13 protein-coding genes are annotated in these 18,138 nt (G+C 74.5%); 9 read left to right on the forward strand and 4 right to left on the reverse strand.

Going from position 1 to position 18,138, the window contains the following annotated elements; genetic code table 11:
- Positions 1-63: 63 nt before the first annotated feature.
- Entirely contained in the window at positions 64-1,788 is a 1,725-nt protein-coding gene (locus K353_RS03590; protein WP_111552075.1) for a hypothetical protein, read from the forward strand.
- Between the two features lie 88 nt (positions 1,789-1,876).
- On the opposite strand, the gene K353_RS03595 is transcribed toward K353_RS03590, so the two are convergent.
- Entirely contained in the window at positions 1,877-2,932 is a 1,056-nt protein-coding gene (locus K353_RS03595; protein ID WP_111552076.1) for a LacI family DNA-binding transcriptional regulator, read from the reverse strand.
- Between the two features lie 161 nt (positions 2,933-3,093).
- Between K353_RS03595 and K353_RS03600 the strand changes: the two genes are divergently transcribed.
- The 6 genes from K353_RS03600 to K353_RS03625 all read left to right on the forward strand — a co-directional run bounded on the left by K353_RS03600 (position 3,094) and on the right by K353_RS03625 (position 12,246).
- The gene (locus K353_RS03600) at positions 3,094-5,010 is read left to right on the forward strand and encodes a discoidin domain-containing protein (RefSeq protein WP_111552077.1); all 1,917 of its coding nucleotides are present in this window, start codon (positions 3,094-3,096) and stop codon (positions 5,008-5,010) included.
- A 106-nt stretch (positions 5,011-5,116) separates the two neighbouring features.
- A complete protein-coding gene (locus tag K353_RS03605) occupies positions 5,117-7,015 on the forward strand; it encodes an RICIN domain-containing protein (RefSeq protein WP_111552078.1) in 1,899 nt (632 codons plus the stop codon).
- A 346-nt stretch (positions 7,016-7,361) separates the two neighbouring features.
- Positions 7,362-8,831: a hydrolase gene (locus K353_RS03610; protein WP_111552079.1), complete on the forward strand. Its 1,470-nt coding sequence runs from the start codon at positions 7,362-7,364 to the stop codon at positions 8,829-8,831.
- 186 nt (positions 8,832-9,017) lie between these two features.
- Complete coding sequence (locus tag K353_RS03615; RefSeq protein ID WP_233533333.1) at positions 9,018-10,382, forward strand: radical SAM protein; 1,365 nt, start codon at positions 9,018-9,020, stop codon at positions 10,380-10,382.
- On the forward strand, positions 10,379-11,485 hold the full coding sequence (locus tag K353_RS03620) for an aminotransferase class I/II-fold pyridoxal phosphate-dependent enzyme (RefSeq protein WP_233533334.1): 1,107 nt from the start codon (positions 10,379-10,381) through the stop codon (positions 11,483-11,485). The genes K353_RS03615 and K353_RS03620 overlap by 4 nt, the downstream gene beginning before the upstream one ends.
- Complete coding sequence (locus K353_RS03625) at positions 11,482-12,246, forward strand: bifunctional 2-polyprenyl-6-hydroxyphenol methylase/3-demethylubiquinol 3-O-methyltransferase UbiG (protein ID WP_111552081.1); 765 nt, start codon at positions 11,482-11,484, stop codon at positions 12,244-12,246. The genes K353_RS03620 and K353_RS03625 overlap by 4 nt, the downstream gene beginning before the upstream one ends.
- 16 nt (positions 12,247-12,262) lie before the next feature.
- On the opposite strand, the gene K353_RS03630 is transcribed toward K353_RS03625, so the two are convergent.
- Both K353_RS03630 and K353_RS03635 read right to left on the reverse strand, forming a co-directional pair.
- A complete protein-coding gene (locus tag K353_RS03630; RefSeq protein ID WP_111552180.1) occupies positions 12,263-13,165 on the reverse strand; it encodes a 5'-3' exonuclease in 903 nt (300 codons plus the stop codon).
- Positions 13,166-13,257: 92 nt separating this feature from the next.
- Positions 13,258-14,310: a cation diffusion facilitator family transporter gene (locus K353_RS03635; RefSeq protein WP_111552082.1), complete on the reverse strand. Its 1,053-nt coding sequence runs from the start codon at positions 14,308-14,310 to the stop codon at positions 13,258-13,260.
- Between the two features lie 197 nt (positions 14,311-14,507).
- Here K353_RS03635 and K353_RS03640 point away from each other — a divergent pair, with 197 nt between their 5' ends.
- Complete coding sequence (locus tag K353_RS03640) at positions 14,508-15,800, forward strand: chromate transporter (protein WP_233533335.1); 1,293 nt, start codon at positions 14,508-14,510, stop codon at positions 15,798-15,800.
- A gap of 58 nt (positions 15,801-15,858) precedes the next feature.
- Here the strand turns inward: K353_RS03640 and K353_RS03645 are convergent, their stop codons facing one another.
- Positions 15,859-16,704: a gamma-glutamyl-gamma-aminobutyrate hydrolase family protein gene (locus K353_RS03645; RefSeq protein ID WP_370447551.1), complete on the reverse strand. Its 846-nt coding sequence runs from the start codon at positions 16,702-16,704 to the stop codon at positions 15,859-15,861.
- A gap of 273 nt (positions 16,705-16,977) precedes the next feature.
- Here K353_RS03645 and K353_RS03650 point away from each other — a divergent pair, with 273 nt between their 5' ends.
- Positions 16,978-18,114 (forward strand): DUF2510 domain-containing protein, encoded by a 1,137-nt coding sequence (locus tag K353_RS03650; protein ID WP_111552084.1) that lies wholly within the window; start codon positions 16,978-16,980, stop codon positions 18,112-18,114.
- The last annotated feature ends 24 nt before the right edge of the window (positions 18,115-18,138 follow it).

An 18,138-nucleotide genomic window follows, 5' to 3' on the forward strand; every position in this document is an offset into this window, starting at 1 on the left:
CCCTAGACTGCGGCGGTGAACGCCGACGGCGTCCGGCCGTCCGGCCCTGCGGGAGGACATCGCATGCACGACCCTGCGGACCCGACCGGAACCGTCGAGCCCGGGGGGAGTGCCGGCGCCGACGCGGCACAGGACGCGGTACCCGCCTCGACGGTGCTGGCCGAGGTGCTGCCGGGCATCGCCGTGGTCTTCGGCGAGGTCCCGGCGGAACTCGCGCCCGGCCTGGTCGACTTCGGGCTGGTGTCGACCGCCGACCGGACGCTGCTGTCCACCGCCCTCGCCTCGGTGGGCACCGTGGCCAAGGCGGCCGGCACGCTCGGGAAGGCGCTGCCCGCCGCGCAGGGGCTCTACCGGCTGAGCGACGCGACGCAGGCCCTGCTGAAGGCCGGCGGGACGCTCGCCGTCAAGGACGGGGCGCACCTCGGCGCGGTGTTCAACGGCGGCAGGATCGTCGGGCAGGCCCGGCTCGTTCCCGTGGGCGAAGTGGGCCTGGCGGGTGCGGCGGGCATGACGGGTGCGGCGGGTGCGGCGCAGGTCGCGGTGACCCTCGGGCCGGCGCTGGCCTCGATCGCCCTGCAGATGCAGCTGAACGAGATCACCGGCCTGGTCAGGACCAACATCGCGTTGACGACCCAGGTGCTCACCGCGATCCGCAACGAGCAGTGGGCCGAACTGACCGGCCTGGTCGCCACCGTCGAGCGGGCGATCGAACAGGCCCGGGAGGTCGGGGCGGTCCCAGCGTCCCTGTGGGACGGTCTCGCGGGCAGCGAGGCGCTGCTGCGCAAGCAGGTCGACCTGTACCGGGGCAACGTCCGCGGTCACGTCGAGGAGCTCGACCGGCCGGGCGCGCAGCGCCGCGAGTACCTGCGGACGAACGCCGAGGCGATCGTCTTCGACGCCAACGCCCTGCTGTCCTCCCTGAAGGCGTGGACCGGCTACCAGGCGCTGCGGGCCGGCCGGGCGAGCGCGGCGGGGCACGCGGACGCCGACGAGGCGCGGTACGCCGAGGTCGTCGTCCGCGGCACCCGGGCCGAGCTCGACTCGGCGCTCGCCGGGGCGACGGGCCTGCTCGACGCGCTGACCAGGGAGTTGCGCACCCTGGCCGAACTCCCCGGGCCGGACGGGCTGTCGCTGCCGGGCCGCCGCAAGGACGCCAAGGCGGTGCGGCAGACCTCCGCCCGGCTCCTGGAGGCGGTCGAGCCGCTCGCGGACGCCCTGCGCCCGGCACCGCCGGTGCTGGCGGCCCCGCAGGTGCTCTGCGCGCCCGGGTCGCTGGAGCTCGACCCGTACCTGCGCCTGCTGCGGTGGGTCCTGGAGGGCGGCGAGACGCTGCGGGCGCTGGCCTTCCCCGACCAGTTGGACGCCCTGGGCCCGATCTCGGCGATCCTCGGCGGCGCGAAGGAGATGCTGGCGGCGGCGCGGGACCGGAGCACCACCCGGACGCTGGTCGCCGTCACGGACCGCCGCATCGTCACCGCCCGGGCGGGTGCGTTCCTCGAACAGGGCGAGATCCGCCAGGTCGTCCCGCTGGACCTGGTGCGCTACGTCCGGTCGGCGCCCGCGCGGGACGGGGACGCGCGGCCGGTGATCGACCTGATCACCCGGGACGAGAGCATCCGGTGGGTCTTCCGTCCCGACGGCGACGGCACCCGGGTGGACGCGCTGGCCGCCGTCCTCGCCGAGTCGATGGCGATCCCGGAGGCCGAGCGCGAGGCGCTGCTGCGCAGGCCCCGCGCCGCCCTGGCGGCTGACGCCGAGGTTGCCGCGGAGACCGCTCCCGTCGAGTGACCCGGCCCCGGCGGGCCCGGGTGTCCGGCCCCGATGGCCGTACCGGCGGCGGCGTGCCCGTCGGAGGGCCGTCCGTCCGGCGGCCGGCTCAGAGTGCCGCGCCCGGGACCGGGCCGGTGGAGTCGCGGATGATGAGTTCGGTGGCGAGTTCGACGTGCAGGGCCTCCAGGGCGGTGCCTTCGATGAGGCGGAGGAGGAGGCTGACGGCGAGGCCGCCGAGTTCTTCGAGGGGTTGGCGGACGGTGGTGAGGGTGGGGATGGAGGTGCGGCTGAGGTAGTCGTCGTCGAAGCCGGCGATGGAGAGGTCCTCGGGGACGCGCAGGCCGCGTTCGTGGGCGGCGCGGAGGGCGCCGATGGCGGCCTTGTCGTTGAAGGCGACCAGGGCGGTGGGGGGCCGGGGGAGGTCGAGGAGGCGGGCGGCGGCGGTGTGGCCCCAGTCGCTAGTGGGTTCGATGCTGGTGACGAGTTCCGGGGGGATCAGGACGCCGGCCTCGGCGAGGGCGGCGGTGTGGCCGGCGAAGCGGGAGGTGGAGGCGAGCCAGTCGACGGGGCCGTTGATGAAGCCGATCCGCCGGTGGCCGAGCGTGACCAGGTGGGCGGTGAGGTTGCGGGCGCCGGTGAAGTGGGACGCGGAGACGGCGGCGATGTCCCGGGGGACGGGCGTGCGCGGGTCGATGACCACGAACGGGACGTCCTGGCGGCGCAGTCGCTCCAGTTCGGCGCTCTCCTCGACCGGGAGGATCAGCAGCGCCCCGGCGAGGTCGCGGCGGCGCGGCAGCCCGGCGAGCGCCCCGTTGCGCTGGGCGGAGCCGCCCGCGCTGAGGATCAGTTCCCGCCCGTGCCGGTCGAGCGCCTCGGCGACGGCGGTGACGATGGTGCCGAAGTAGTCGGTGAGCAGGTACGGGCAGCGGACGAAGACCGCGCCCGGCGGGGTGGCGGCCCGTCGGGCGGCGGCCGCCGCGCTCGCGGTCGCGCTCGCGGACTCGGGCGTGCCGAGCTGGTGCATCGCGTCCCGGACGGCGGCCCTGGTCGGCTCGGAGACGGCGGCCCGACCGGTGAGGACGCGGGAGACCGTCGCGGGGGAGACCCCGGCGGCGGCCGCGATGTCCCGCACCGTGACCCGGGTGGATTTCGGTCTACCCATGTGTTTCATCGTTTCGTTTCATGGAAGCGATCTTACCTCTCCCAACTCTCAAGGCGTGCAGGAATCTTGACACACGGAAACCCAGTGCCGTTTCCTGAACGCACCACCCGGATGACGGAAATGTTTCATTTCGTTTCATGAAGGAAGCGGAAGGACCACCGATGTACCGACGCGTGCTCGGCACCGCCACGGCCGCCGCCCTGGCACTCGGCCTGCTGGGAGCCGCCCCCGCGCCCTCGCACCGGCCCGGCGGGGTCGAGGTCTGGGTCACCACCCCGGACGGCACCGAACTGCTGCACCAGCGGCCGTCGGTGGCATTCCACCGGGGCGCCTCCACCCGCACCACCATCACCGTCGACCCCGGGCAGGCCTTCCAGCGGATGGACGGCTTCGGCGCCTCGATCACCGACTCCTCCGCCGCCGTCCTGAGCTCCCTGCCCCCGGCCGACCGGGACGCCGCGCTGCGTCGACTCTTCGACCCCGCACGGGGGATCGGCATCAGCATGGTCCGCCAGCCGATCGGCTCCTCCGACTTCACGGCCGCCGCCGCGCACTACACCTACGACGACGTCCCGGCCGGGCAGAGCGACTTCGCGCTGAGCCGCTTCTCGATCGCCCACGACGAGCGGCAGATCCTCCCCCTGCTGCGCCAGGCCCGGCGGCTCAACCCGGAGTTGAAGGTGGTCGCCACGCCGTGGAGCCCGCCCGCCTGGATGAAGACCGGCGACTCGCTGGTCGGGGGCCGGCTCAAGGACGACCCGGCGGTCTACGACGCGTACGCCCGCTACCTGGTGAAGTTCGTCCAGGCGTACGCCGCGGCCGGCGTCCCGGTGGACTACCTGACGGTGCAGAACGAGCCGCAGAACCGCAAGCCCAACGCGTACCCGGGCACCGACCTGACCGCCGAGCAGGAGGAGAAGGTGGTCGAGGCGCTCGGCCCGCTGCTGAAGAGGGCCAGCCCGCGCACCCGGATCCTCGGCTACGACCACAACTGGACCACCCACCCGGACGACGTCGCCAACACCCCGCCCGGCGAGGACCCGGAGACCGACTACCCGTACCGGCTGCTGGACAGCGACGCCGCCAGGTGGCTGGCCGGGACGGCCTACCACTGCTACGCGGGCGACCCGTCCGCGCAGAGCGCGCTGCACGACGCGCACCCCGACAAGGGCATCTGGTTCACCGAGTGCTCCGGCTCGCACGGCCCGGACGACACCGCGGCCCAGACCTTCCGGTCCACCCTCACCTGGCACGCCCGCAACCTGACCATCGGCGCGACCCGCAACTGGGCCCGCTCCGTGCTCAATTGGAACATCGCGCTGGACGAGCGCGACGGCCCGCACAACGGCGGCTGCGCCACCTGCACCGCCCTGCTGACCGTGCACGACGACCGCACCGTCAGCACCGGCGCCGAGTACTACACCGTCGGCCACCTGTCGAAGTTCGTCCGCCCGGGCGCCGTCCGGATCGCCAGCACCAGCTTCGGCACGCCGGGTTGGAACGGCCAGCTGGCCGACGTCGCGTTCACCGACCCGGACGGGTCGACCGTGCTGGTGGTGCACAACGAGAACGACGCGCCGCGCGACTTCGCCGTCGCGGTCGGCGGCCGGAGCTTCGAGTACACGCTGCCCGGCGGCGCGCTCGCCACCTTCCGCTGGCCCGGGTCCGGTGCGCCGCAGCCCGATCGGCGCGAAGTCCCGCTCACCGGGGCCACCGCCACCGCCCAGCCCGCCGACGCCGACGCGCACCTGGCGATCGACGCCGACGCCGCCACCCGGTGGTCCAGCGGCGCGGCCCAGACCCCCGGCCAGTACCTGCGGATCGACCTCGGACGGCGCACCGCCTTCGACCGGGTCGCCCTCGACAGCGGCGACAACCTCGGCGACTACGCCCGCAGTTGGCGGATCGAGGCGAGCGACGACGGCACCCGCTGGCACCCCCTCGCCGACGGCGCCGGCACCGGCCAGCTGACCACCGTCGACCTGCCGCCCGGCACCCGCGCCCGGTACCTGCGGATCACCAACACCGGTACCGCGCCCGCTTGGTGGAGCCTCGTGGACGTCCGCCTCTACCGCTGAACCACCCCGCCACCCCGCGCCCCCACCGCGCCGCCGCGCCACTCCTCCACCCCACCACCCCGTCACCCCGCGCCCGCAACTCCCCACCCCCACAAGGAGCCGCCCCATGCACGGACCGCACCGCTCCGTCCGCACCGCCGTGGCCCTCGCCCTGGCCGCCGCTGGCCTGGCCACCGTCGGCGGGACGTCCGCCCAGGCCGCCGACACCACCGCCCAGGTCTGGATCACCACCGCCGACGGCGGCAGCCGCCTGGCCCAGGCCGCCTCCGTCGCGTTCTCCGCCACCAGCCCGCAGGCGCAGGACATCGCGGTCAACGCGGCCGACGCGCAGCAGCCGCTGGTCGGCTTCGGCGCCGCGTTCACCGAGTCCTCCGCCCACCTGGTGGCCGGGCTGTCCGCCACCACCCGGGCCGCCCTGATGAACGACCTGTTCTCCACCGCGGGCGGCGGCATCGGCCTCAACTACCTGCGCCAGCCGCTCGGCGCCTCCGACTTCGTCTCGCACCTGCCGTTCTACTCGTACGAGGACACCCGGGGCTCGTTCTCCATCGCCCGCGACCAGCAGGAGATCCTGCCCGCGATCAACCAGGCCCGCGCGGTCAACCCGAACATCCGGATCATGGGCACCCCGTGGTCCCCGCCCGCCTGGATGAAGACCTCGAACTCCCTCAACGGCGGCAGCCTGAAGCCGGAGAACTACGGGGACTTCGCCGACTACCTGGTCAAGGCGGTCCAGGCGTACGGCGCGGCCGGCGCCCCGATCAGCGACCTGACCGTCGCCAACGAGCCCAAGTTCCAGACCACGTACCCTTCCACCGGGATGACGGCCGCCCAACAGGCGGACTTCATCAAGGTGCTGGACACCAAGCTGACCGCCGCCGGGCTGTCCACCGACCTCTACGCCTACGACCACAACTGGGACGACACCTCCTTCCCGCTGAGCGTGCTCTCCCAGGACGCCTCGGTGGCCCGGCTCAAGGGCGCGGCGTTCCACTGCTATGGCGGCCAGCCCGAGGCCGAGCAGCAGGTGGCGAACACCGGGAAGGCGGTGTTCTTCACCGAGTGCACCGGCACCGACTCCGCCACCCCCGCGCAGACCTTCAGCAGCACCCTGAAGTGGCAGACCGAGAACCTGATCATCCGCAACCTGCGCAGCGGCGGCCGCACCGCCGTCCTCTGGAACGTCGCCCTGGACGCCAACGGCGGCCCGCAGTACGGAAACTGCTCCACCACCTGCAACGGCGTGCTGGAGGTCTCGGGCGGCGGCTACAGCAAGAACGCCGAGTACTACGTGCTCGGCCACGTCTCCAAGTTCGTCAAGCCGGGCGCCCGCCGGATCGGTTCCACCAGCCAGGGCAGCGGCGGCCTCCAGGACGTCGCCTTCCTGAACCCGGACGGCTCGCGCGGCGCCGTGGTGCTCAACGCCACCGGCGGCTCGCAGCACTTCTCGATCAGCGACAGCGGCCGCTCCCTGGTCTACGACCTCCCGGCCGGCGCGGTCGCCACCTTCACCTGGCCCGGCGCCCCCACCGGCGGCGGCACCACCCCGCCGAGCGGACCGGTCAACACCGCGGCCTGGTACACCCTGACCAACGCCAACTCCGGCAAGTGCGTGGACGCCACCGGCTGGGGCACCGCCAACGGCACCGCCGTCCAGCAGTGGGCCTGCGGCAACGGCGCCAACCAGCAGTGGCAGTTCACCCCCACCGACAGCGGCTACTACCGCGTCACCAACCGCAACGCCGCGGCCGGCGCCCAGGTCCTGGACGTCACCGGGGCCGCCACCGCCGACGGGGCCAAGATCCAGACCTGGCAGTGGTCCTCCGGCGCGAATCAGCAGTTCAAGCCGGTCCAGCAGTCCGACGGCAGTTGGACGCTGGTCAACCGCAACAGCGGCAAGTGCCTGGACGTCACCGACGTCTCCACCGCCGACGGCGCCCGCCTCCAGCAGTGGGCCTGCACCGGAGGCTCCGCCCAGTCCTTCCGCCTCACCGCGGTCGGCTGACCCCGGGCCGACGTCCCGCCCGGGCCGACGACAGGCTCGGGCGTCCGGCCTGACGTCCCGCCCGGGCGTCCGGCCCGACGCCCGGGCCGTCGCCCCCCTGAGCCGGGGTGGCCGGTTGGTGGACCGACCGCCCCAGGAGTGCCCGTCGCGCGCGTGCCTGAGCGCCCGCGGCGGGCACTCCGTCTCCGTTCCCCCGCAGGGGTGCTGATCCGGTGTCAGTGCGCGCCGCGCCGACTCGACGTGTTCCGTTCAAGCCCCGATTACCTCACCATGGGACCGTTCCGGTGCGCCTACGCGCGTAGCGCGCACCGGTGACGCCCCCACTCACGGCAGAGGAGATCAACAGATGATCAGGGCTTCCAAGGCCGTCCGCCCGACCGCCCTCGCCGCGACCGGCCTGCTGCTCGCCGCCGCCGCGACCGTCCAGCCGCACCCCGCCGCGGCAGCCACCACCCTCCGGCCGCAGACCGCCGCCGCGCCCGCCGCTGCCACCCCCAAGCGGGTGCTGTTCGACAACACCAAGGGCGAGACCGCGGGCAACGCCGACTGGATCATCTCCACCAGCCAGCCCGACCCGCTCGCCCAGAACGCCAACCCCGCCACCGAGACCTCCTGGACCGGCGCCCTCTCCGCCTGGGGCGTCGCCCTGCAGAAGGCCGGCGGCTACAGCCTGAAGACCCTCCCGGCCGGCAACACCATCAGCTACGGCACCGGCGGCGCGCTCGACCTCGCCAACTTCGACGCGTTCGTGCTGCCCGAGCCCAACGTCCGGCTCAGTGACGCCGAGAAGACCGCCGTGATGAAGTTCGTGCAGAACGGCGGCGGCCTGTTCCTGATCTCCGACCACACCCAGAGCGACCGCAACAACGACGGCTGGGACTCCCCGAAGGTCATCAACGACCTGCTGACCACCAACAGCGTCGACAGCACCGACCCGTTCGGCTTCTCCGTCGACCTGCTCAACCTCACCACCGACAACCCGCGCGCGATCACCGACACCACCGACCCGGTGCTGAACGGCCCGTTCGGCAAGGTCACCGGCTCGATCATCCGCAACGGCACCACCTTCACCCTCAAGCCCGCCGACAACCCCAACGTCAAGGGCCTGCTCTACCGCACCGGCTACAGCGGCAGCACCGGCGCCGCCTTCGCCACCTCCACCTTCGGCAGCGGCCGGGTCGCCATCTGGGGCGACTCCTCCCCGATCGACGACGGCACCGGCCAGTCCGGCAACACCCTCTACGACGGCTGGAACGACCCGGCCGGCACCGACGCCGCCCTCGCCCTGAACACCACCGCCTGGCTCGCCAAGAGCGCCGGCACCGGCACCGGTGGCGGCGGCACCGGCTGCCCCGCCGCCCAGCTGATCACCAACCCCGGCTTCGAGACCGGCTCCACCGCCGGCTGGACCGAGACCAACAGCGACGGCACCAGCACCGTCAACTCCGCCGCCGGCGAGCCCGCCCGCACCGGCGGCTACGACGCCTGGCTCGACGGCAACGGCGCCACCACCACCGACACGCTGTCCCAGACCGTCACCCTGCCGACCGGCTGCGCCGGCTACCGGCTGAGCTTCTGGCTGCACATCGACAGCGCCGCCTCCACCACCACCGCCTTCGACACCCTCACCGTCACCGCCAACGGCACCACCCTGGCCGGCTACGACAACACCAAGGCCGCCGCCGGCTACCAGCAGCGCACCTTCGACCTCGCCGCCTACGCGGGCCGGAGCGTGACGTTGAAGTTCACCGGCGCCGAGGACTACACCAAGCAGACCTCGTTCGTCCTCGACGACATCACCGTCGACGTCTCCTGACCCCCGACACCCCCGACACCCCGACCGCCGTCGTGGGCACCGCCGTACGGTGCCCACGACGGCTGCGACGGCTGCGACGGCCGGGGTGTCCGGGTCGGCCGGGTCATCCGGGTCGGCCGTGACAGTGGTGACGATTGTGGCGGAAACCCCGTTCCCGGGAGCCGCGATCGGATGCATGATGACCGGATGAACGGCACCGACCAGCGCTTCCACGTCATCGTGCTGTCGAACTTCGCCCGGGGCTTCGACAAGTACGCGCTCGCCTACGGCAAGGCGGGAATCCCGGAGAGCACCTACCCGGACCGCTTCCACCTGCTGACCCGCGCGGAACTGGGCATCGGCACCGCCAAGGCGGGCCGCCTGCTGGCGCGGCTGGCCGTCCCCGGCGACCGACTGCTGGTGCTGGAGACCGCGGTCGACCCCGGCGAACTGCGCCCCAACCAGGTCACCGGCCTCGGCGCCGAGCTGCACCGGGACCGCATCCGGCTGTCGGCCGTCCACGAACTCGACCCGGCGCCGGGCGGGAACCCGCCGTCCGGCGAGCCGTTCGTCCTGCGCCCGACCACCGTCGAGGACGCGATGGCCGCCTCGCTGCGCCTCAACCCGGACCTGGCCGACTACGCCGACCTGCGGCCGCGCTCGGTCTCGGTGCTGCCGGTCGCCGCCGCCTGCCAGGCCAAGTGCGCGTTCTGCTTCTCCGCCGCCTCGATCTCCAGCGACCAGCCCCCGGCCCGCGTCCCGTGGGACACCGTCGCCTCCTGGCTGGAGCGCGGTCGCGCGGCGGGCGCCGAACGGGCGGTGATCACCGGCGGCGGGGAGCCCACGCTGCTGCCGTTCGACCAGCAGCTGCGGCTGGTGTCCGCCTGCGCCGCCGCCTTCCCCAAGACCGTCCTGATCACCAACGCGCACACCCTGGCCGGGCTCGACCCCGCCACCCGGGCCGACCGGCTGGCCGCCCTGGCCGCCGCGGGCCTGAGCGTGCTGGCCGTCTCCCGGCACCACCAGGACGACGCCACCAGCGAACGCCTGATGGCGCTGCGCACGCCGGTGGGCGAGGTGGCCGACACCTGGCACGCCGGACGCGACCGCTGGCCCGGGCTGCGGATGCGGCTGATCTGCGTGCTCCAGCACGGCGGCGTCGCCGACCCGGCGGGCGTCGCCGCCTACCTCTCCTGGGCCGCCGCCCACGGCGTCGAGGAAGTCTGCTTCAAGGAGCTCTACGTCTCCACCAGCACCGAGTCGCTCTACCACGACCACGCCGCCAACCGCTGGAGCCGCGACCACCAGGTGTCGCTGTCCGTCGTCACCCGGTTCGCCGAGCAGCACGGCTTCACCGAGACCGGCCGACTGCCCTGGGGAGCGCCGGTCCTCGACGGCAGCTGGGACGGCCGCCCGATGCGGATCGCCGCCTACACCGAGCCCAGCCTGCTCTGGGAACGCACCCACGGCACCGTCCGCAGCTGGAACGTCCTGGCCGACGGACGCTGCTACGCCTCCCTGGAGGACCGGGCCAGCGAGATCCACCCGGCACCCGAGGAGGCGGCGGCATGAGGCCCGACGGCACGAGGCCCGACGGCACCAGGTCCGACGGCACGAGGTTCGGCGACTCCCAGCAGCTCCGGGCGTTCCAAACGTTCCAGCAGTTCCAGGAGTTCCGGCAGGAGCGGCTCGCCGCCGACCCGTCCCTGCTGGACGCCGCCGAGACCAACGTCTACCGGGCGCTCGCCCCGCTGTGCCCCGCGCCGCCCGAGGACGCCGGCACCCGGACGGTGTACCGCTGCGACCTCGCCCGCACCTGGCTGCGCCGGTACGACCTGCCGGCGGAGTGGTCCCGCCGCGCCATGGTCGGCCGCGGCGTCCGGCACGGGCTCGACCTGCTCTTCCCCCGGCTGCGCGCCCGGCGGGCCCGGCTCTGGCTGCCCGCCGACGTCTACCCGGTCTACTTCGACCTGGCCCGCGCCGCCGGTCTCGCCCCCGACTCCTACCCGACCCTGCCCGCCCCCGTCCTGCCGCGGTCCGCACCGGACGGCGACCGCCCCGAGTACCTGCTGCTCGCCAACCCCAGCAAGCCGCTCGGCCGCCACCTCACCGACCCCGAGTGCGCCGAACTGACCGCCTGGCTGGAGCGGTCGCCGCACCGCCGCCTGCTGATCGACGCCGTCTACGACCTGGGCACCCCGTTCGCCCCCGGGACCCGGCGCCTGCTGGAGACCGGCCGGGCGGTCCTGCTGCACTCCGTCACCAAGGGCTGGCTCCGGCCCCGCACCTTCGGCATCGTCCTGCTCGGCCCGGACGAGCCCGAACTCGCCGACGCCTTCCGGGCCGACCCGCCCAGCCCCGCCCAACTGGCCCTCGCCGAAAGCCTGTTGACCGACCACGCCGACACCCCCCGACAGGTCGCCGCCGCCCTGGACGCCCGCGCCGAACGGCTCCTCGCCCGGCTCCCGGACGCGGTCCGCGCCGCGATCCCCACCGCCAGCCGCACCAGCCCGGGCAACTACTTCTTCCCCGTCGACACCCCGGCCGAGACCCTCCGCCGCGACCACGGCCTGCTCGCCCTCCCGGCCACCGCCTTCGGCGAGACCTCCTGGCCCGGTTCCGTCCTGACCAGCCTGGCCGACGCGTTCGGCCCCACCCCGGAGGCCACCCGATGAAGCCGCTGCAGGACCTCGCCGTCTACGACGACGCCGACTTCTACGACCGGGAGTTCGCCGACCGCACCCACGACGTCCCGTTCTTCCTCGACCGGGCCGTCCGGGCCGGCGGCCCGGTCCTCGAAGTGGCCTGCGGCACCGGCCGCCTCACCCTCCCGATCGCCCGCGCGGGCGTCGACATCACCGGTCTCGACGTCATGCCCTCGATGCTCGCCCGGGCCCGCCGCCGCTCCGCCGCCGAACACCTGCCCGTCACCTGGCTCGAACAGGACTGCCGCGACATCCGCACCGACCGCCGCTTCGCCCTGGTCTTCTCGGCCACCAACGCGATGCAGCACCTGCACGACCTGGACTCCGTCCTCGCCTTCCTCACCTCGGCCCGCGACGTCCTGCGCCCGGACGGCACCCTGCTCCTGGACGTCTTCAACCCCGCCCCGGCCAAGCTCTCCCGGCTCCCCGACGCCCCCTACCACCACAAGTCCGTCACGGACCCGGACGGCACCGCACTCGACGTCCGCGCCGCCACCGGCTACGACGCCGCCACCCAGGTCCTGCACTTCACCCTCGACTACCTGCGCGAGGGCGAGCGCGTCCGCACCAAGAAGGTCAGCATGCGCTGCTTCTTCCCCGAGGAACTGCTCGCCCTCTGCCGCCTGGCCGGCCTCGACGTCACCGACCGCCACGGCGACTACGACGCGTCCCCGTTCACCAGCACCTCGCCCAAGCAGATCCTGCTCTGCCGCCCGGCCCTCCGCCGCTGAACCGCCGCCCGGCACCTCACCGCCCGGCCAGCACCTCCAGCAGCCTGGTCAGCGACGTCCCCAACCCCCAGCGCCCGGCCAGCCACTCCAACCCCTCCGGATCGCGCGCCACCCGCGGCAGCTCCGGCTCGAACGCGGGCAGCGGCACGTCCCTGGCCACCCGCACCACCGTCGGCGCCACGTCCAGGTAGGGGGCGGCCTCCAGGATGTTCCGGCGGCGGGCCGGGGTGAGCCCGGAGGCCGGGTCGGCGGCGGCCGCGCGGACGCCCGCCAGGTCGCCGTACTCCTGGACCAGCTGCGTCGCGGTCTTCTCGCCGATGCCCTTCACGCCCGGCAGCCCGTCGCTGGCGTCCCCGCGCAGGGCGGCGAGATCGGCGTACGAGGAGCCCGGGACGCCGTACTTCTCGCGCAGCGCCGCGTCGTCCATCGTCAGTGCCGAGCCGATGCCCTTCGCCGGGTAGAGCACCGTCACCGCGCGGGCGTCGTCGACCAGTTGGAACAGGTCCCGATCGCCGGTGACGATCTGGACCGGGCCGGTGGCGCGGGTCGCCAGGGTGCCGATCACGTCGTCGGCCTCGTAGTCGGGCACGCCGACGCGGGCGATGCCGAGGGCGTCCAGCACCTGTTCGATCACCGGGACCTGGGGGGCCAGCGTGTCCGGGACCTCCTCCGCGCCGTCCCGGGCGGCCTCGGCGACGCGGTGGGTCTTGTAGGTCGGGATCAGGTCGACCCGCCACTGCGGGCGCCAGTCGGCGTCCATGCAGGCGACCAGCTGGTCCGGGCCGTGGTCGTGGACCAGGCGGGAGATGAAGTCGAGCAGGCCGCGCACCGCGTTCACCGGCTCGCCCTGCGGGGAGCGGAGCGAATCCGGGACGCCGAAGTAGGCGCGGAAGTAGAGGCTCGCGGTGTCCAGCAGCATCAGCCGGGGCGCGGTCGGGACACTCGGTGCGGTCGGTGCGGTCACCCCCCGATCATGCCGCATGCCCCCGACAGCCCGGGGCTGATCCGCCGTCAGTGCGGGTGCGGGCCCGCCCGGTGCACCGGGCCGTGCGCGTCCGCGCAGTGCTCGCGGGCCTCCTCCTCGGCCGCCGCGGCCGCGCTGTTCGGGGCGATCTGGAGCAGCCCGTCCCGCTCGTCCTCGCCGAGGTGGTCGACCTGGAGGGTGGCGTGGGTGATCCGGTACTCCTCGCGCAGCCGGCGCTGGAGCCCGCGCCGCACCGCGTGGCAGTCGCCGCCCGGGGCGACCAGGATGTGCGCCGACAGCGCGGGCTGGTTGGAGGTGATCTCCCAGATGTGCAGGTCGTGGACCTCCTCCACCTGCGGCGCGGCCACCAGCCGGTCCGCCACCTCGTCCGGGTCGATCCCGGCCGGCGCGGCCTCCAGGAAGATCCGCGCCGAGTCCCGCACCAGCCCGGTCCCGGCCCGCAGCATCAGCGCCACCACCACCAGCGAGGCGATCGCGTCCGCCCGGACGAACCCGGTGAACAGCACCACCGCGCCCGCCACCGCCGTCGCGACGAACGCGTACAGGTCGGTCAGCACGTGCTGGAAGGCGCCCTCCACGTTCAGCGAGGACCGGTTCGCCTTCGACAGGCACCAGGTCGCCGCGACGTTCACCACCACGCCCACCAGCGCCGTCACCAGCACCAGCGACCCCTGCACCTCCGGCGGCGAGACCAGCCGGGTCACCGCCTCGTAGCCCAGCCAGGCCGACAGCACCAGCAGCGTCACCCCGTTCGCCTGCGCGGAGAGGATCTCGGCCCGCTTCAGCCCGTACGTGTAGCCGCCGCGCGCCGGACGCGCCGCCAGCCGCATCGCCACCAGGGCCAGCCCGATCGAGGCGGCGTCGGTCAGCATGTGCGCCGCGTCCGAGATCAGCGCCAGCGAACGGGCGGCGAAGCCGACCACCACCTCGCCCGCCATGAACGCCACCAGCAGGACCAGCGCGCTCCACAGCCACCTGCGGTCCGCGTCCGCCGCCACCGCGTGGCTGTGCCCGGCGTGCGATCCGTGCCCGTGGCCGTGCTGGTGGTCACTGCCGTGGTCGTGCTCGTGCTCGGCCATCGGGGTCCCTCCGCTCTGGTGTCCGCACCGGAAGTGAACCCCAGATCGGAGGAAGATCCAAAGGCTGCACTGGTGACCGTTGTCGTTCTCCGGTACGCCATCCGGGCCGGGTAGGGTGCGCGGCGCATCCGCGCCGTTCGCGCGGTGGCCGGGCGATCGGACGGCCGGACGGTCGGGCAGGCGGGGGAGTGGACGTGGTGGCAGGGGACGTAGTGGCGGGGGAGACGGTGGAGCGGGTGCCGCTCGCGGTGATCGCCCGCGAGTGGGGCCGGATCGGCGTCCTGGGCTTCGGCGGCCCGCCCGCGCACGTCCTGCTGCTGCGCCGCCTCTGCGTGGAGCGGCGCGGCTGGATCGCCGCGAGCGAGTTCGAGGACGGCGTCGCCGCCACCAACCTGCTGCCCGGACCGGCCTCCACCCAGCTGGCGGTCCTCACCGCCTGGCGGCTGCGCGGCACCGCCGGGGCGCTGGTCGGCGGCGCGGCGTTCATCCTGCCCGGGCTGGCGCTGATCCTGCTGCTGTCCGGGCTGTTCCTGGCGGGCGACCCGCCGCACTGGGTGCTCGGTGCCGCCGCGGGCGCGGGCGGGGCGGTCGCCGCCGTCGCCGCCCAGGCCGCCGCCACCCTCGTCCCGGCCAGCCTGGCGCGCTCCGGCCCCGGCCCGGCCCGCGTCCGCTGGACCGCCTACCTGCTGCTCGGCGCCGCCGCCGCGATCCGCACCGGGCCGTGGCTGGTCCTGGTCCTGCTGGCCACCGGCGCCGCCGAGATCGCCTTCCGCCGACGCGGGCGCGCGGACAGAGGGGGAACCAGCCCAACGGGGGACGCCGCGCTGGGCCGACCGGACGCGGACCCGCCGCGCGCACCCGGGGCCCCGCGACCGCCGCGACCGGCGCGACCGGCGCGACCCCGGCGGTCCCCACGCGCCGCGCTGCCGCTGCTGGCGCCCGGCCTCGCCGCGGCCGGCGGCCCGGGCGCGCTGGCCTGGGTCGCGCTCAAGGTCGGGGCGCTGTCCTACGGCGGCGGCTTCGTGATCGTCCCGCTGATGCAGCAGGACGCCGTCGAGCGCTACCACTGGATGACCGACGGCCAGTTCCTGAACGCCGTCGCGCTCGGCCAGCTCACCCCCGGCCCGGTGGTGCAGACCGTCTCGGTGGTCGGCTACGCCGCCGCGGGCGTCCCGGGCGGGCTGCTCGCCGCGGCGGTGGCCTTCGCGCCGTCCTTCCTGTTCGTGCTGTCCGGCGCGGCGCACTTCGACCGGCTGCGCGCCGACACCGCCGCCCAGGACTTCCTCACCGGTGCCGGGCCCGCCGTCATCGGCGCGATCGCCGGCTCCGCCCTCCCGCTCGCCCTGGCCCTCGGCCGCCCCTGGCAGTACGCGGTGCTGGTCCTCGCCGCGCTCTGGCTGCTGGTGCTGCGCCGGGGCGTGGTGCCCTGCCTGCTCGGCGCGGCCGGCCTCGGTGTGCTCGCCGCCGTGACCGGGGTCGCGCTGCCCTGAGCCGGGACCGACCCCCGGTCCGGGGGGGCGGGCGTCTCAGCGGCTGGAGGTGAGCGTCTCAGCGGCCGGGGGAGGCGGCGCTCCCCGGGCCGACCGGGCCGATCGGGACGGCGGCCGGCACGACCGGGCCGATCGGGACGGTGACCGGCACGACCGGGCCGATCGGGACGGTGACCGGTTCGACCGGGGCGGTGAGCGGGGCCAGCCGGGTCGCGTGCACCAGGGCGCGGGCCACCCGCAGGTCCTCGCCCTGCTCGGGGTGCCACTGGACGCCGACGGTGAAGCCCGCGCCCTCGACCGCCTCGACGGTGCCGTCCTCGGCGTACGCGCTGACGGTCAGACCCTCGCCGAGCCTGGCCACCGCCTGGTGGTGGAAGGTCGGGACGGAGAGCGACTCCTCCGGCAGCAGGTCCGCGAGCAGCGTGCCGGGGACCGGCCGGACCGGGTGCCGCCCGTACTCGCCGGGCGCGCCGACGTGGCTCAGTTCCTCGCCGACCACGTCCGGCAGGTGCTGGATCAGCGAGCCGCCGCACACCACGTTCAGCAGCTGCATGCCCCGGCAGATGCCCAGCAGCGGGGTGCCGGCGGCGAGCGCGGCGCGGATCAGCGCGGCCTCCCACAGGTCGCGCTCGGGGGCGCAGGCCACCGTCAGCGGGTGGGGGCGCTCGCCGTACAGGGCCGGGTCGACGTCCTCGCCGCCCGCGATCACCAGGCCGTCCAGCCGGGCGACCACGGCCGCGGCGTGCTCCGGGGCGTCCGGCGGCAGCATCAGGGCGATCCCGCCGGCCTCGCGCACCAGCTCGGGGTAGCGCGCGGGGAGCAGCGCGGAGCGGATGGTGTCCCACCGCCCCCAGGCGGCGTCGGTGAGGAAGGTGCTGATGCCGATCACGGGGCGAGGAGTCATGGCGCGCATTCTGCCGCCCGTGCACGCCCCCCGCCGGGTGACCCACCACCCGCACGCGCCCCTTCAGGCGCGTGGAGCAAAGTTCGCGCCCCCTGCGGCCGCCCCGGCCTGCTGCCGCCGTGCCCGGCCCCCCCCCCGGAACCGCCCCGGGAGGGCCCGGGGAGGGTTCCACGGGCGCGAGCGGACGATTCTCACCGGAATCTCATCGCCGGACACCCGTTTGCGGCCCCGCGCTGATTTCCCGCTTATCCGCAGCCGCCTAGGGTCTCTACCGTGAGCGAGCAGCAGATTCCGGCCGGGTGGTACCCGGACCCCGTCGACACCGACAGCGACCCCCGCCCCCAGCGCTGGTGGGACGGCAAGGGCTGGACCGCCGAGACCCGCCCGGCCCCCGCCGACGCCGCGCCCGCCCCGGGCCCGGACGCCGGGGCCGGTGCGGCCGGCCCCGAGGACACCGCCGTCCTGGAGGGCACTGTGCTGAACGCCTCCGGGCAGACCGTGCACTACCCCCCGCTGCCCCCGTACGCCGGGCAGTTCGCGGCGGCCGGGCCGTCCCGCCGCAAGCCGTCCAAGCCGGTCCTGGTGGCCGCCTCGGTCGCCGCCGTGCTCGGCCTCGCGATCGGCTCCGGCGTCACCTACCTGGTGATGGACGGCCACCGGGACGGCACCAGGTCCACGGCCGCCTCCAGCTCGGACGGGCACCGCTACGGCGGAAACGGCGGCACCGGCGGGAACGGCAACGGCAACGGCAACGGGAAGACCAATCCCAGCGACCCGTTCGGCTTCGGTTTCGGCGGCGGCAACGGCCAGGGCGGCAACGGGAACGGCGGCACCGGCGGCACCGGTGGAGACGGCCAGGGCAACGGTCAGGGCAACGGCAACGGGAGCGGGACGAACGCCAAGGCCGCCATCGACATGGTCAACGGGATCTCGCTGCCGATCCCGAGCGGCTGGACCGGCGGCACCAGCACGGAGGGCTACGCCGGCATCTCCACCGGCAGCTACACCTGCGTCGACGGCTCGGACAAATGCTCGCTGGGCGGGGTGTCCACCGGCAAGATCAGCGGCACCGACGCCAAGCAGGCCGCCCAGCAGGACATCGCCGCCGCCGCGAAGGATGCCTACGGCGACCTGAACGGTCACAAGGAGCTGAAGAACGAGGCGGTCACGGTGGCCGGCCGCTCCGGCTACCTGGTGCGCTGGCAGGTCGACGCGGCGAAGGGCAACCCGGGCTACGTGGAGACGGTGGTCTTCCCGACCGCCGACGGCAAGGCCCTGACCGCCGTCCACTTCGGCTTCGACATCGCCGACAAGGCGCCGGGCCTGGACCAGATGGACAGCATCCTGCAGGGCATCACCAAGGTCGACCCCGGCTCCCTCCAGGGCGGCGGTGGAGGCACCACCACCTGACCGCCGCACCCTCCGCCGGCCGCG

It is taken from the genome of Kitasatospora sp. SolWspMP-SS2h, assembly GCF_003259315.1.
GTDB classification, from domain to species: Bacteria; Actinomycetota; Actinomycetes; order Streptomycetales; family Streptomycetaceae; genus Kitasatospora; species Kitasatospora fiedleri.